Here is a 15,310-nt window from a genome sequence, read left to right on the forward strand (position 1 = left end):
TCTGCAAAGTATAATGGTAATCAATCCAGTGCATTCTTAATGTACTGGACTTTTTTAATGAAATGATATGTGAATCATGGTAAAATGAAGAGGTACGGACAACTTCCGAAAGGGTGACACCATTTGACTACAAATATTGCGTCAATGATCGATCATACATTATTAAAACAAGATGCTACAAAAGAGCAAGTTGAAAAATTATGTGCAGAAGCTAAAGAATATTCATTTGCATCTGTCTGTGTAAATCCAACATGGGTAAAAACGTCTGCTGAACTATTAACAGGAACTCCTGTCAAAGTATGTACAGTTATTGGTTTCCCACTTGGTGCATCTACTCCTGAGACGAAAGCATTTGAAACAACAGATGCAATCAACAATGGCGCTGGTGAAATCGACATGGTATTAAATGTAGGGGCTTTGAAATCTCAAGACCTTGATTTAGTTAAACGCGACCTTGAAGCAGTGGTAAATGCTGCAAAAGGAAAAGCAATCGTAAAAGTTATTTTAGAAAATTGTTTGTTATCAAAAGAAGAAATTAAAGTAGCAAGCCAACTTTCTAAAGATGCTGGAGCAGATTTCGTGAAAACTTCAACTGGGTTTTCAACCGGTGGAGCAACATTTGAAGACGTTGCATTAATGCGTGAAGTAGTAGGGCCGGACCTAGGTGTGAAAGCATCTGGAGGCGTTCGTAGCTTAGAAGATGTTCAAAAAATGATCGAAGCAGGAGCTACTAGAATCGGTGCAAGCTCTGGCGTTCAAATCATGCAAGGCTTAACTTCTAATTCAGACTATTAATTATTGAATATGTATTGACCAAAATGATATGATACGATATAATTTTGGAGTACATAACACTAGGTTATGTACGACGTGTGTTCGGAGGGAGGGAAAAAGAGATGTCAAAAACTGTCGTTCGCAAAAACGAATCGCTTGAAGATGCTCTTCGCCGCTTCAAACGTACTGTTTCTAAAAGTGGAACAATACAAGAGGTAAGAAAACGCGAGTTTTATGAAAAACCAAGTGTAAAACGTAAAAAGAAATCAGAAGCTGCGCGTAAGCGTAAATTCTAATTTTCCAACTTTACGATGGCTTGAATCGCGATTTTCATGGTAACCAAGCGTAAAGCGTAACAAGAAATCAGAAGATGCGCGTAAACGTTAGTGATCAATTCCTTTAATCCCTACGTTCATAACACGTACTACTTGATGACTAAAGTAAGCTAATATGTAAGCCGAGAAATCTATTGATTTCTTGGCTTATTTTATTTTATTTGAATAATAGAGATGTAGAATGAAGGGTTGAATATCATCTTAAGATGAATAAAAACTCTGAATGGGCGGAAATAGAGTGTGAGTGGTCGCAAAGTACAAATCGCCAATCACACCATACATAAACGACTAAATATAACAACCTTCACTAATTTTCGCGTTTTTTCCTCGATTTTCGCTATGTAAATAATCATATTAATTCAACTTATTATGAAACTTTTTATCTAGTCATCCGTAGATACTAATGAAAGCCGATTTGTCACATAGATAAGGAGGACGTTATGAAGTGGACACGGGTTATTAGTGGCTATTTATTGCTCTTAATTGCTGTTTTATTAGTCTTGCCAAGCTTGCCCATTAGTGCCAGTTCGTCAGAAGTTTACCGTATCCCAGTTAAAAATGAAGTTGAAAAAGGATTATATGCCTTCTTGCAACGAGCTTTTGAAGAAGCGGAAGCAGCGGGAGCAGAGGTCGTTATTTTAGATATCGACACGCCAGGTGGGTTTGTAGATACTGCAGGTGATATCGGGAAGCTAATGGATGATACTCCATTAACCACAATTGCTTTTATTAATAATGATGCCTTATCTGCTGGTGCTTTTATTGCACTACATGCTGATGAAATTTATATGGTGCCGAGTGGACGTATCGGAGCAGCTGCAGTTATTGATGGTGCAGGAAATGCGGCAGAAGATAAAGCTGTAAGCGCTTGGTCTACAGCCATGATAACAGCAGCTGAGTCATCTAATCGCAATCCTGAATATGCCCTTGCCATGGCAGATAAATCAGTAGATTTACCTGAGTACCGTGCCCCAGAAGGGAAACTGTTAACTTTATCAGCTAACGAAGCGTTAAAAGTGAGGTATTCAGAGGGAACTGTTGCATCTTTCGAAGAATTAATCACAAAATTAGATCTTTCGGAGGCGAAAGTCACTTCATTAAATGAAACGTTTGCAGAAAAAGTGGCGCGCTTTGTGACAAATCCTATTATCGTACCTATTCTATTGTCCATCGCCAGTTTAGGGCTAATTGTCGAGCTGTACTCTCCAGGTTTCGGGGTAGCTGGCACAATGGGGTTATCTGCCCTTGGATTATTCTTCTTTGGTCATTTGGTGGCAGGGCTTGCTGGGTATGAATCGATTATTCTCTTTATGATCGGTGTGGCATTCATTATCGCTGAACTTTTCCTACCAGGGGCAATTGCAGGTATAATAGGTTTAGCGTTAATTATTGGTAGTATACTTCTTGCGGGAGGCAATGTGGTTCATATGGGAATATCCGTATTAATCGCGTTAATCGTCGCAATTGTAGGAATGGTGATTATCATGAAATTCTTTGGAAAGAATATCAAGTTTTTTGACAAGATAATTTTGACTGATGCAACCGATACAGAACATGGTTATGTATCAAACGTCAACCGTTATGAATTAGTAGGCAGGATAGCGGTAAGCATGACACCTCTTCGTCCTTCGGGAACGATTATGTTGGATGGTGAACGAATTGATGCAGTCACTGAAGGTGGCTATATTGATTCGAAAAAAGCAGTAAAGATTATTAAAGTTGAAGGCTCTCGTACAGTCGTACGTGAGGTCAAAGAAGGGGAGGAATAAACATGATTGAAGGTATTACAGGAGGCACAATTGGTGTTGTAGTTGCCATTATTGCCGCATTTATTCTATTGTCGATTTTCTTTACGTTTGTACCAATCGCATTATGGATATCTGCAGTAGCAGCTGGAGTGAAAATTAGCATATTTACATTAGTGGGGATGAGACTACGTCGTGTTATTCCATCACGTATCGTTAACCCATTAATTAAAGCACATAAAGCAGGTATTACAGTTACAAATAATCAACTAGAAAGTCACTATTTAGCTGGTGGTAATGTTGACCGCGTTGTAAATGCATTAATTGCGGCTCACAGAGCAAATATTGATCTACCATTTGAACGTGCAGCAGCAATTGATTTAGCTGGCCGTGATGTATTAGAAGCTGTCCAAATGTCGGTTAACCCTAAGGTGATAGAAACGCCTTTTATCGCGGGTGTTGCAATGAATGGTATTGAAGTAAAGGCAAAAGCACGTATTACGGTTCGTGCAAATATTGATCGTTTAGTCGGTGGAGCTGGGGAAGAAACAATCGTAGCTCGTGTTGGTGAAGGGATTATATCAACAATCGGTTCTAGTGAAAATCATAAAAGAGTACTAGAAAACCCAGATATGATTTCTCAGACTGTTTTATCAAAAGGTCTTGATTCGGGTACTGCTTTTGAAATCTTATCGATCGATATCGCCGATGTGGATATAGGTAAAAACATTGGTGCGGAACTACAAACGGAGCAAGCCGAAGCAGATAAGAAAATTGCACAAGCAAAAGCTGAAGAACGTCGCGCAATGGCTGTAGCAACTGAACAAGAAAATATTGCTAAAGTTCAAGAAATGCGTGCAAAAGTAGTTGGTGCAGAAGCTGAAATTCCACTTGCTATGGCAGAAGCATTACGTGAAGGTAATATTGGTGTAATGGATTATATGAATTACAAAAATCTTCAAGCTGATACAAGTATGCGTGATTCGATTAGTAAAATCGGTGGCGATAAATCAAAGACTGATCTAACGAAAGATTAATCCGGATCAGGAAGCCCTTGAAGGAGGGAGTTAACAGTGGAAGTTATCATTATTGCGATTATTGGATTTATCATTAGTGCGATTTCTAAACGTAAAAATCCAGATGATGGTGGCGGAAAAACAAAGCCTTTCTTGCCAAATCAGACAAATCAACGATCGACAAAAAAACTCGAAGATTACGCTAAAGAAATTTACGGCGATGTTCAAAAGCAAATTTCTGAAAGACAGGTACCACGAACAAACACAAAACCTGATGTTATTAGTCAAATGGAACAAGTGAAAAATTTACCGTCAGACCAGCCGATGACTGATGATCAACGAGCTGCAAGACGTCCAGGAAGACTTTCAGCGCATCAATCAGCTGATTTTGTTCGCAATAAGTCAACTGATCCAATTAATCTTGTACCAACAACTGAAGATCAATTGCGACAAGCGATTATTTTCTCGGAGATTCTAGCACCTCCAAAATCTAAACGATAACTCATGACCTTCTCTCAATCAGCATATGCTGATTGTAAGGAGGTCTTTTATTTGTTAAACAATCATCTTCAACTGACTCCATTTATACATATTGACAACTTTGATAACATCCGTGTTAATGGACCTTTTGAATTAATACAATTAAGTCCCCATTTATGTCAACTTAGTGGAAATGGATATACGCTGACGATTGAATCAATAGACACAGTTATTAATTCCATGAATGTAGAAGAAATTACGATAAAGGTCCGCAACTTGAAACGACTTGAGCTGCGGAAAATGGATATGGATTGATGGTCAAAAACGGACGAAAAATCACTTGCCAAATTAAGACTCATGATCGGTTATATCCATTTCTTCATACACTCAAAGAAAACAAAGTTTACATAATAAAATTATCCACTACAAAATCAAGTGCTACATTTACCATCTATGAAAAAGATTTATCAATTGTTCGTAAAATTCGAAAACAATATAAGTTGCCGATTCATATTACAAGACCCGATACAGATCAAATCATCCAATTTCAATGGAGTATGCTTTTGGGGTTATTCGGATTTATTATCATTCCATATATCTGTTCTTTATTCTTGTGGCAAATTTCAATTGATGATTTTTCTGATGAAAGGCAGGTTAGACTTGAACAGGAACTACATGATTTAAAAGTTGATGAAAAAAAATTGCTGACTAGTTTGGTTAGCGATGCGAAAATAAGACAAGTATTATTAGCAAATAACCATGATCTTTCCTGGATTCATATTAAAAGGACTGGCTCTAAACTGAATATTACTTCTGTTCCAGCTCCTATCATCTTTCGAGAACCAACCGATAATAAGGTTCCTTCAAATTTAGTAGCACTAAGAAGAGGTGTTATCACACATTATGATCTACGCTCTGGCGAACGTGTAGCGCCACTTCACTCAACCGTGAAAAATGGAGATATGTTGGTAACTGGGGTATTGAAACAAGGAAAGAAATATTTGCTTGTCGGTGCAGAAGGCAAAGTGTTTGCCGATTTTTGGTACGAAACTTCTTTTGAATTACCAACTAAGATTGTTTACGACAAATTCATATCAGAAGAAGTGAAAATACTTCAAGTTTCATCACCATGGAAAAAGTTTAAAAAAGAACCAAGTAAAGACCATTTTATCGAGTTATGTAAAAGCGTTTTTGAAATCGAGCATCAAACCATTGTTGAAAAAGTAACAGTTAAAGTAACTGAACAATGGATTGAAGAAGCATTTATGCCAATGCTAAGATTGAGAACTGCTTCTGGATTGTCGCCAAAAGGGAAAATTAAGGATGAAAAGATTTTACACATGACGTGGACAAATGATACAGTAAAAGGGAAAGTATTGTACTATGTGAACGATAACATCGCAGGTAAAAGACCTATTCATCAAGGAGACTGAGTATGCAGGAAGAACAATTGACGGAATTACATGTTCAAGACCCAAATGAAGCCATCTTACTGCTCGGAATTTCAGATGGTAATATGAAATTGATTGAACAAGAGTTAGGCGTTCAAGTCATCACCAGAGGCGAATCAATTCGTCTGGTTGGAGAATTAGAAAAAACTGCAACTGCAAAAATATTAATTGAACAACTATTAAAAGTCATTCGAAAAGGTATTAATATTAACCAAAGAGATGTTAGTACAGCTTTAGAAATGAATAGCGCTGGAACTATAGAATATTTTGCTGAACTATATGATGAAGAAATTGCAAGGAATGTAAAAGGTAAAGCCATTCGTGCCAAAACAATAGGCCAACGAGAATATATTCAAGCTATGCGTCACAAAGATTTAGTCTTTTGTATAGGTCCTGCAGGTACAGGTAAAACATATTTAGCTGTAGTGTTAGCAACACAAGCATTAAAAAATGGTCATGTGAAACGAATCATATTAACTCGACCAGCTGTTGAAGCAGGAGAGAGCTTGGGCTTCCTACCAGGAGACTTGAAAGAAAAAGTAGATCCATACTTACGTCCATTATATGATGCACTTCATGATGTGCTAGGAACTGAGCAGACAGCTCGTTTTTTAGAAAGAGGAACAATTGAAATTGCGCCTCTTGCCTATATGCGTGGCCGTACATTAGATGACGCGTTTGTCATTTTAGACGAAGCTCAAAATTCGACTAAAGCTCAAATGAAAATGTTTTTAACTCGCTTAGGCTTTGGATCTAAAATGGTCATTACCGGAGATAAAACTCAAATCGATTTACCTCCGCGTATTGAATCTGGTCTAAAAGTGGCTGAGAAAATTTTGTCTAATGTCAGTGGCATACACTTTCAAATGCTCGAGCAAGGGGACGTTGTCCGACATCCGCTCGTTGCAAAAATTATTCAAGCATATGAGGAACAGCAGTCTGAATAAGGCTGCTGTTTTTTTTATATTTATTGTAAGGTTGTTTGAATATATTACTCTATTACATAGTGTCGTTTATCATCTTCTATAGTTACCCATTTCACCTAATATTTTGCGCAATTCTTCAATGTTTTACAATATACGGTGTAATGATTGAAAATTCTTGATATGATAAGAGGTAGAAGATGGGGTGATGCAGTGAATAGCTGGTTTAGAAAAATGCAGTCACTAGTGGGCTACCGAACTTTTACTTATTTAACGATTGTGATAACAGGATTACTCCTATTCTTACTCCTTATTAATGATGTGCGTCCCGAAAAATATGACATCAAACAGTTTGACTTATCACAAGATACTATTCGTTCAGTGAAAACTGTGGAGGACCCTGTTAAGACGGAAGAAGAACGTGTTCGAGCTGCTTCTGAAGTCACGAGTGTCTATCAATTCTCAGAAGAAATTGGGAAAAATCGTGCCGCAATCGTCACTTCCGTTTTTGATTATGTATTGGAAGTGAAAACAGAGACAGATGGAGAAAAGTTTCCAATCGAAGAACAAGTAAATATGTTGAAGAAAAACTTACTTGTCCTTGAAGAAGAAGGGGAAGGTATTCGTTTTTCAGATGATGCACTTCTGACATTACTAGGTGCAGATAGTACTATTTTAACCAATTTACGAGACTCGATTACAACGTCTATTCGAGATATCATGAGTAAGCCAATTCGTTCTGAACAAGTAGCATCTGCAAAAAACGAAATAGAAAAACGAATTCGAAGCAATTCAGCTATCCCTGGGAGTATCTTACCTACTGCCGTGTTAATCGGTCGGTATGGTATTAATGAAAATGAAACGTTAAATGAAGAGTTAACAGAAGCAAGAATTGCTCAAGCTAGAGAAAGTATTGAACCAACCAAGATACTGCAAGGACAAGTAATCGTTCAAGAAGGTCAAGTAATTGATCGAGAAGTGTATCGACAACTTGGAGTAGTTGGTATGTTAACTAATCAATCTTCATTAAAACCTATTTTTGGATTAATCCTTTTTATCGGGCTTTGTATGTGGCTCGTATTTATGCAAGTATCAAAATGGAGAACAGATAAAGATGAGAGACAATCTGCGTTAACGGTAGTAATGCTCATATTAATTCTTTCTGTGGTAGGCATGAAATTAATAAATTTAGTGTCTGGTAATTTTGATGTCTCCATTGCGTTCTTATTTCCAACTGCCCTAGCACCCATGCTCGTCCGTTCCTTAATTAATGAACGCTTTGCCATATTAACAGCATTTTTAACAGCTGCTGTAGCAGGTATTGTTTTCCAAGAAGGATATTCTGTTGTATTTCAAATGGAAATCACCCTATATATCCTGTTTGGTGGATTGGCAGGCTTATATGTCATTCAAGGCGCTGAAAAACGGTCGCACTTGTTACAAACGAGTATGAGTGTCGTTGGTGTTAATGTTGCGTTCATGTCATTTTATTTACTTATGACTCAGTCAGACTACGGAGTAAGTGAACTTCTCTTTTATGGCATTGCTGCAGTCACATCTGGTTTATTATCAGGTGCACTGACGATTGGTTTATTACCTTTCTTTGAATCTGCTTTTGGGTTGATATCTGCCATGAAGCTTATTGAACTTTCAAATCCAAATCATCCTTTATTGAAAAAAATCTTAACGGAAACGCCAGGAACTTACCATCATAGTGTTATGGTTGCTAATTTAGCAGACGCAGCCTGTGAATCTATTGGTGCAGATGGATTACTTGCACGTGTGGGTTGTTATTATCACGATATTGGCAAAACCAAACGACCAGGATTTTTTATCGAGAATCAAATGAGTCATACAAACCCTCATGATTCCTTGCCTCCTGAAACAAGTCGAGATATTATATTATCTCATGGCAATGACGGTGCAAAATTACTACAAAAGTATAAAATGCCGAAAGAAATTATTGATATTGCTCAACAACATCACGGAACTTCTTTATTGAAATATTTTTATCACAAGGCAAAAGAGGATGGGAAATTAGTAAAAGAAGAAGAATATCGGTATGCAGGACCAAAACCACAAAAGAAAGAAACAGCCATCATTGCTATTGCTGATAGCGTTGAAGCTGCGGTAAGATCTATGAAACAGCCAACAGCAGAGAAAATAAAAGAGATTGTCCAATCAATCATCAAAGATAAATTACACGATGGTCAGTTCGATGAATGTGATTTAACGTTAAAAGAGCTCAGAACAGTCGAACGTGTTTTGTGTGAAACGTTGAATGGTATCTTCCATTCTCGGATTGAATACCCACAATAAAGGAGAATTTTCATGTACTTAACTTTGGATTTAAACGATGAAACGCAGTCTTTATCAACTGATAATTTACATTTAATTGAAAAAATGTTGCACCATGCTGCAGAAGCTCAAGGAATTGAAGCCGGTAGCGAATTGTCAGTAACTTTTGTTAATAATGAAGAAATTCAGCAAATAAACAATGAATACAGAGGAAAGAATGTACCTACGGATGTAATTTCATTTGCAATGGAAGAACTCGGGGAAGGCGAAATTGCCATTAACGTAGAAGGTGCACCACGTATGCTTGGGGATATCATTATTTCCGTCGAACGGGCAAAAGAACAAGCGGTAGATTATGGACATAGTGAAGAGAGAGAATTGGGTTTTCTCGCTATTCACGGTTTCTTACATTTACTAGGCTATGACCATATGGAAGAAGAAGATGAAAAAGAAATGACTGAAAAACAAGAGGCAATTCTGCAATCTTTTGGATTGAGACGTGAACAGGATGAAAAACAATAATTTTTTTGAATCGTTTAAGTATGCTTATGAAGGAATGATTCACGCAAGTAAGGGAGAACGGAATTTTCGTTTCCACTTATTTGCAGCTTTTATTGTAATGATCGCTGGGATTTTCAGTGGTATTTCAATGAATGAATGGATTATTTTAATTTTATGTATTTCAGGAATGTTAAGCTTAGAATTAATCAATTCTGCTTTAGAACGAGTAGTTGATTTAGCATCACCTGAAATACATGATTTCGCTAAGCAAGCAAAGGATATGGGTGCTGCTGCAGTTCTTGTATTTGCCTGTGCAAGTGCTATAATCGGAATACTCATCTTTTTACCTAAGTGGATGGAAATATTTAATTGAGGTGTTTGAATAGTGGAAATGATACAATTAATGGAAGAATCTAAAATCGCACGCGAAAATGCGTACGTACCATATTCGAAATTTAAAGTTGGCGCTGCTTTATTGACGAAAGAAGGAAAAGTTTATCACGGTTGTAATATTGAAAATGCAGCTTATAGCATGACAAACTGTGCAGAGCGTACAGCGATGTTTAAAGCGGTTTCTGAAGGCGAACGTAACTTTTCTTCACTTGCAGTTGTAGCAGACACAGATGGCCCAGTATCGCCTTGTGGAGCTTGCCGTCAAGTAATTGCAGAGTTTTGTGAACCAAATATGCCTGTTTATTTAATCAATTTAAAAGGAGATGTACAGGAAACGACAGTTGCCCAACTGTTACCTGGTGCATTTTCTCCGGAGGATTTAGCCTATGCTGGAAGCAAATAAAGGATACAAATCAGGATTTATTTCAATCATTGGTCGTCCTAATGCTGGTAAATCAACGTTCTTAAATAAAGTAATCGGACAAAAAATTGCGATTATGAGTGATAAACCGCAAACGACAAGAAATAAAGTTCAAGGTGTTTTAACGACAGATAAACAGCAAATTATTTTTATCGATACACCAGGGATTAATGAGCCTAGACATAAACTAGGCGACTTTATGTTGAAAGTGGCTAAAAACACACTACGTGAAGTGGATGCCATTTTATTGATGGTGGATTCTGTAGATCGAATTGGGAAACAAGATCGATATATTTTAGAGATGTTAAAAGGGAATGAAACTCCTGTATTTTTAGTGATGAATAAAATTGATCTAATTCATCCGGATAAATTATTGAGTGTCACGGAAGCTTTCCGCAAAGAATACGATTTTGCAGACGTTATCCCAATCTCCGCTTTAGAAGGAATTAATATCGATGGGTTACTTGAAGTGTTAACAAAACATTTGCCAGAAGGACCTCAATATTACCCTGCTGATCAAGTAACAGATCATCCTGAACGTTTTATCATTTCGGAATTAATTCGTGAGAAAGTACTTCACTTAACTCATGAAGAAATTCCTCATTCGATTGCAGTCGTAATTGAGAAAATTAAAAGAGAAGAAGATAGTGAAAAGATTCGTGTGACAGCGACTATTATGGTTGAGCGTGAGTCACAAAAAGGGATGGTCATCGGCAAAAAGGGAGCACTTTTAAAAGAAGTAGGTATGCGTGCTCGTAAAGATATAGAAATGTTATTAGGAAGCAAAGTATTCCTTGAGTTGTGGGTGAAAGTTCAAAGAGACTGGCGTAACAAACAAGTCCATTTACGCGATTTTGGATTCCGTGACGACGAGTATTAATAAGGGGCGTGTGGGCAGTTGCTGAATCGTATAGAAGGCATTGTCTTAAAAACGCAAGATTATGGGGAAGCCAATAAAATAGTCACTCTTTTCTCACAAGAGGGTGGCAAAATTACAGCGATGGCCAGGGGTGCGAAAAAACCTGCAAGTCGCTTGGCTGCAATTACCCAACCTTTTACACATGGCTCTTTTTTAATTCAACAGGGTCGTGGAATGGGGACTATGCAACAAGGCGAACAAGTGGAATCTTATCGACATATTCGTCAAGATATTGAAGCGACTGCTTATGCAAGCTTTATCGTGGAATTGATTGATCGAGCAGTGGATGATCGAACTCCACAACCTTCCATATTTAATTTACTGCAACATGCATTACATGCAATCTCAGATGAATATGATCCTGAAGCTATTGCTTTATTTGTGGAATGGAAAATGTTGCCAGTCACTGGTATTTATCCAACCTTACATCAATGTACAAATTGTGGTGCAACGGAAGGTGAATTCGCATTTTCATTCCAACAAATCGGTTTCCTATGTCATCGCTGTTTTAGTATTGATCGATATATTATTCGTTTAACTCCTGCGCAAGTTAAGCTCATACGAACGTTTTATACAGTACCGATTGAGCAAGTAGGGAAGTTAACATTAAAAAAAGAAACGAAAACATTTATTAAAAAGATTGTACGAACTATTTATGAAGAACAAACTGGTATTCGGTTAAAGACGCGGTCATTTATTGATCAGCTAGATCGTTCACCGCAATATTTCCCTAAAAAAGAAAATCCGTCTACTGCTCCTGAAGAAGGAGTGTAGACGGATTTTTTTATTCGTTTACCTTAAAACTCTAAGTGTTTTTCGATATATGCTTTTACATCAATAATTGGCATACGTGTTTGTTCCATTGAGTCGCGATGACGAACCGTTACTTGACCGTCTTCTACTGAATCAAAGTCATACGTAATACAGAAAGGTGTACCAATTTCATCTTGTCGTCGGTACCGTTTACCAATTGATTGAGAATCATCATAATCCACCATGAACGATTTGCTTAACTCAGCAAATACTCCGTTAGCGCCTTCAGCTAATTTTTTTGATAAAGGCAAAATTGCTGCTTTTACAGGAGCTAAAGCGGGATGGAATCTTAAAACAGTACGTTTATCGTCGCCTTCAAGAGCTTCTTCTGCATAAGCATCACACAAGAAAGCAAGTGTAACACGGTCTGCACCTAGTGATGGTTCGATACAGAAAGGTACATAGCGTTCGTTTGTAATAGGATCGATATAATTAAAATCTTCACCTGAATGTTCCATATGACGTTTTAAATCGAAATCGGTGCGGTCTGCAATTCCCCATAACTCGCCCCAACCGAATGGGAATTTATATTCCACATCTGTTGTAGCAGAAGCGTAGTGAGACAGTTCTTCTACATCATGATCACGTAAACGAATGTTATCTTCAGTTAAACCTAAGTTTAATAACCAGTTCTTACAATAATCGCGCCAGTAAGCGAACCATTCTAAGTCTTCACCTGGTTTACAGAAGAACTCAAGTTCCATTTGCTCAAATTCACGTGTTCTGAACGTAAAGTTACCTGGTGTAATTTCATTTCTAAAACTTTTACCAATTTGTGCAATACCAAAAGGCATTTTTTTACGCATTGAACGTTGAACATTTTTGAAGTTAACAAAAATTCCTTGCGCTGTTTCTGGACGTAAGTAAATATCGTTTGATGATGCTTCAGTTACACCTTGAGAGGTTTTAAACATCAAATTAAATTGGCGAATATCTGTAAAATCTTGCGCGCCGCAATCTGGACAAGTGATAGAATGTTCGCTAATTAGTTCTTGCATCTTTTCAAAAGAAAGGCCATCAACAATCATTTCGATTCCTTTAGTTTCAAGTGCATCTTCAATTAACTTATCAGCCCGGTGACGTGCTTTACATTTTTTACAATCAATCATTGGGTCGTTAAAGTTTCCAATATGACCAGAAGCTGACCATACTTTTGGGTTCATTAAGATAGCAGCGTCCACTCCAACATTGTATGGAGATTCTTGAACGAATTTGCGCCACCATGCTTTTTTGATGTTGTTCTTAAGTTCAATTCCTAGTGGACCATAATCCCATGTGTTGGCTAAGCCACCGTAAATATCTGATCCAGGAAATACAAAACCTCTGTGTTTCGCTAAACTTACTACTTTTTCCATTGTGATTGTCATGAAAAATCCCTCCAAAATAAAAATAGCACTCGTCCCCGGACAATAAATGTCCGGGGACGAGTGCATAATACCCGCGGTTCCACCCCAGTTAACTGCAAACTGATTTGCAATTCACTTTCAAAAAATCATGACTCCAGGACGCCTTTTCGTGTTCGATGCAGACTTTCACTGTCTCTGCTCGCTTAAGTGAACATTACTTATTTTCCTATCTTCGTCTATATAATTGAATACACTATAACATACTACTGTGAAAAGCACCACTTAGGCAATACACTAGATAACACTACTTAAATAGTATATAATAATGAACATTGAGTATAACACATTTTTGAGGCGGTGAGTCCGATCGAACTCAACAAACGTCAAGAGGAAATTTTGGTAATTGTTAAAGGAAATGGTCCGATTACGGGAGAACAAATTGCAGAACGATTGAATTTAACAAGATCTACATTACGACCTGATTTAGCGATTTTAACGATGGCTGGTTTCTTAGATGCAAGACCACGAGTGGGATATTTTTACTCAGGTAAAAAAACTGGTCAAGCTGTTACGGATAGCATGATGAATATGAAAGTAAGAGACTTTCAGTCAATTCCGATTGTTGTTGCCGAAGATATGACGGTTTACGATGCAATTTGTCATATGTTCTTAGAAGATGTAGGCACATTGTTTGTTGTTGATAAAAATGCGTATTTAACTGGAGTATTATCAAGAAAAGATTTACTTCGCACGAGCTTAGGTCAACAGGATTTACATAAAATTCCCGTTCATATTATTATGACCAGGATGCCTAATATTACGTTTTGCTTCAAACATGATTCATTACTTCATGCGGCGAAGAAATTAATAGATAAACAGATTGACGCTTTACCAATTGTAAAAGAACATCCAGATGGATTTGAAGTAATTGGCCGAATTACAAAAACTAATATTACAGGTGCTTTTCTGTCATTAGCAGAAAATCACGATTTGTGAGGTGATAAAACCATGAAAAAACTGCATATATTTATTGTTTCGGATTCAGTTGGAGAAACAGGTGAATTAGTTGCGAAAGCAGCTGTTAGCCAGTTTAGACCTGGTTTGCAAAACACATCATTAAAACGTTTACCCCATATAGAAACGATTGATCATGTAATTGAAATTGTCCATCTAGCAAAAAATCAACAAGCAATTATTTTATTTACACTAGTTAAAAAAAAAATGCGAGCAACTATGAAAAAAGAGTGTGCTAAACATGGCGTTCGATTCATTGATCTAATGGGTCCTCTTATGGTTACTCTAGAAGAAGAATTAAATGAAATACCATTTGAAGAACCAGGTCTAGTCCGTAAACTTGATGACGACTATTTTAAAAAAATAGAAGCGATTGAGTTTGCTGTAAAATATGATGATGGTCGTGACCCAAGAGGTTTATTATTGGCGGATATCGTTTTAATTGGGGTTTCGCGAACTTCTAAAACACCTTTATCTCAATATTTAGCCCATAAACGCTATAAGGTCGCAAATGTTCCTCTTGTACCAGAAGTAGAGCCTCCAGAAGAACTATTTAAAGTAGACCCTGAGAAATGTTTCGGTCTCGTGATTTCTCCTGACAAGCTAAATTCCATCAGGAAAGAACGTTTAATTGCATTAGGATTAAATGATGATGCAAGCTACGCCAAATTAGATCGTATTAAACAAGAAATCGTTCATTTTGAAAAAGTTGCCTCTCGAATTGGATGTCAAGTCATTGATGTTACGAATCGCGCTGTAGAAGAAACAGCAAATGTGATTTTAAACAAAATCCAGTAAGGAAAAACCATCCCGATGTTGGGAAGGTTTTTTCTTTTGAAAAGACAATTTTTTTGTAGATTTTTTCATGCAAACGTTTTATA

Annotated in this window: 17 protein-coding genes; 16 read left to right on the forward strand and 1 reads right to left on the reverse strand. The window is 37.2% G+C overall.

Going from position 1 to position 15,310, the window contains the following annotated elements:
• The first annotated feature begins 123 nt into the window (after positions 1–123).
• From deoC to recO, 14 genes are all read left to right on the forward strand, one after another.
• Complete coding sequence (gene deoC / locus C8K15_RS09675) at positions 124–795, forward strand: deoxyribose-phosphate aldolase (protein WP_108586203.1); 672 nt, start codon at positions 124–126, stop codon at positions 793–795.
• A 101-nt stretch (positions 796–896) separates the two neighbouring features.
• The gene (gene rpsU / locus C8K15_RS09680) at positions 897–1,070 is read left to right on the forward strand and encodes a 30S ribosomal protein S21 (RefSeq protein ID WP_016426884.1); all 174 of its coding nucleotides are present in this window, start codon (positions 897–899) and stop codon (positions 1,068–1,070) included.
• Between the two features lie 479 nt (positions 1,071–1,549).
• Positions 1,550–2,878 (forward strand): NfeD family protein, encoded by a 1,329-nt coding sequence (locus C8K15_RS09685; protein ID WP_108586204.1) that lies wholly within the window; start codon positions 1,550–1,552, stop codon positions 2,876–2,878.
• A 2-nt stretch (positions 2,879–2,880) separates the two neighbouring features.
• Positions 2,881–3,891: a flotillin-like protein FloA gene (gene floA, locus C8K15_RS09690; RefSeq protein ID WP_108586205.1), complete on the forward strand. Its 1,011-nt coding sequence runs from the start codon at positions 2,881–2,883 to the stop codon at positions 3,889–3,891.
• Positions 3,892–3,927: 36 nt separating this feature from the next.
• On the forward strand, positions 3,928–4,371 hold the full coding sequence (locus C8K15_RS09695; RefSeq protein ID WP_108586206.1) for a hypothetical protein: 444 nt from the start codon (positions 3,928–3,930) through the stop codon (positions 4,369–4,371).
• Positions 4,372–4,422: 51 nt separating this feature from the next.
• Positions 4,423–4,665, forward strand: a complete 243-nt coding sequence (locus C8K15_RS09700; RefSeq protein ID WP_108586207.1) for a hypothetical protein — start codon at positions 4,423–4,425, stop codon at positions 4,663–4,665.
• Positions 4,665–5,783, forward strand: coding sequence for a sporulation protein YqfD (locus C8K15_RS09705; protein ID WP_108586208.1), 1,119 nt, complete (start codon positions 4,665–4,667; stop codon positions 5,781–5,783). The genes C8K15_RS09700 and C8K15_RS09705 overlap by 1 nt, the downstream gene beginning before the upstream one ends.
• A gap of 2 nt (positions 5,784–5,785) precedes the next feature.
• Entirely contained in the window at positions 5,786–6,748 is a 963-nt protein-coding gene (locus C8K15_RS09710) for a PhoH family protein (protein ID WP_108586209.1), read from the forward strand.
• A gap of 210 nt (positions 6,749–6,958) precedes the next feature.
• Entirely contained in the window at positions 6,959–9,043 is a 2,085-nt protein-coding gene (locus C8K15_RS09715; RefSeq protein ID WP_108586327.1) for an HD family phosphohydrolase, read from the forward strand.
• 12 nt (positions 9,044–9,055) lie between these two features.
• Complete coding sequence (gene ybeY, locus C8K15_RS09720; RefSeq protein ID WP_108586210.1) at positions 9,056–9,544, forward strand: rRNA maturation RNase YbeY; 489 nt, start codon at positions 9,056–9,058, stop codon at positions 9,542–9,544.
• A complete protein-coding gene (locus tag C8K15_RS09725; protein ID WP_108586211.1) occupies positions 9,531–9,896 on the forward strand; it encodes a diacylglycerol kinase family protein in 366 nt (121 codons plus the stop codon). The genes ybeY and C8K15_RS09725 overlap by 14 nt, the downstream gene beginning before the upstream one ends.
• A gap of 12 nt (positions 9,897–9,908) precedes the next feature.
• On the forward strand, positions 9,909–10,319 hold the full coding sequence (locus tag C8K15_RS09730) for a cytidine deaminase (protein ID WP_108586212.1): 411 nt from the start codon (positions 9,909–9,911) through the stop codon (positions 10,317–10,319).
• A complete protein-coding gene (gene era, locus C8K15_RS09735; protein WP_108586213.1) occupies positions 10,303–11,217 on the forward strand; it encodes a GTPase Era in 915 nt (304 codons plus the stop codon). The genes C8K15_RS09730 and era overlap by 17 nt, the downstream gene beginning before the upstream one ends.
• A gap of 18 nt (positions 11,218–11,235) precedes the next feature.
• The gene (recO, locus tag C8K15_RS09740) at positions 11,236–12,030 is read left to right on the forward strand and encodes a DNA repair protein RecO (RefSeq protein WP_108586214.1); all 795 of its coding nucleotides are present in this window, start codon (positions 11,236–11,238) and stop codon (positions 12,028–12,030) included.
• Between the two features lie 23 nt (positions 12,031–12,053).
• Here recO and C8K15_RS09745 read toward each other — a convergent pair whose 3' ends face one another.
• Positions 12,054–13,436: a glycine--tRNA ligase gene (locus C8K15_RS09745; protein WP_108586215.1), complete on the reverse strand. Its 1,383-nt coding sequence runs from the start codon at positions 13,434–13,436 to the stop codon at positions 12,054–12,056.
• A 336-nt stretch (positions 13,437–13,772) separates the two neighbouring features.
• Between C8K15_RS09745 and ccpN the strand changes: the two genes are divergently transcribed.
• Both ccpN and C8K15_RS09755 read left to right on the forward strand, forming a co-directional pair.
• Positions 13,773–14,411, forward strand: a complete 639-nt coding sequence (gene ccpN / locus C8K15_RS09750; RefSeq protein ID WP_199224091.1) for a transcriptional regulator CcpN — start codon at positions 13,773–13,775, stop codon at positions 14,409–14,411.
• 12 nt (positions 14,412–14,423) lie between these two features.
• Positions 14,424–15,227, forward strand: a complete 804-nt coding sequence (locus tag C8K15_RS09755) for a pyruvate, water dikinase regulatory protein (protein WP_108586217.1) — start codon at positions 14,424–14,426, stop codon at positions 15,225–15,227.
• The last annotated feature ends 83 nt before the right edge of the window (positions 15,228–15,310 follow it).

The organism is Paenisporosarcina sp. OV554 (genome assembly GCF_003058165.1).
Classification (GTDB): Bacteria; Bacillota; Bacilli; order Bacillales_A; family Planococcaceae; genus Paenisporosarcina.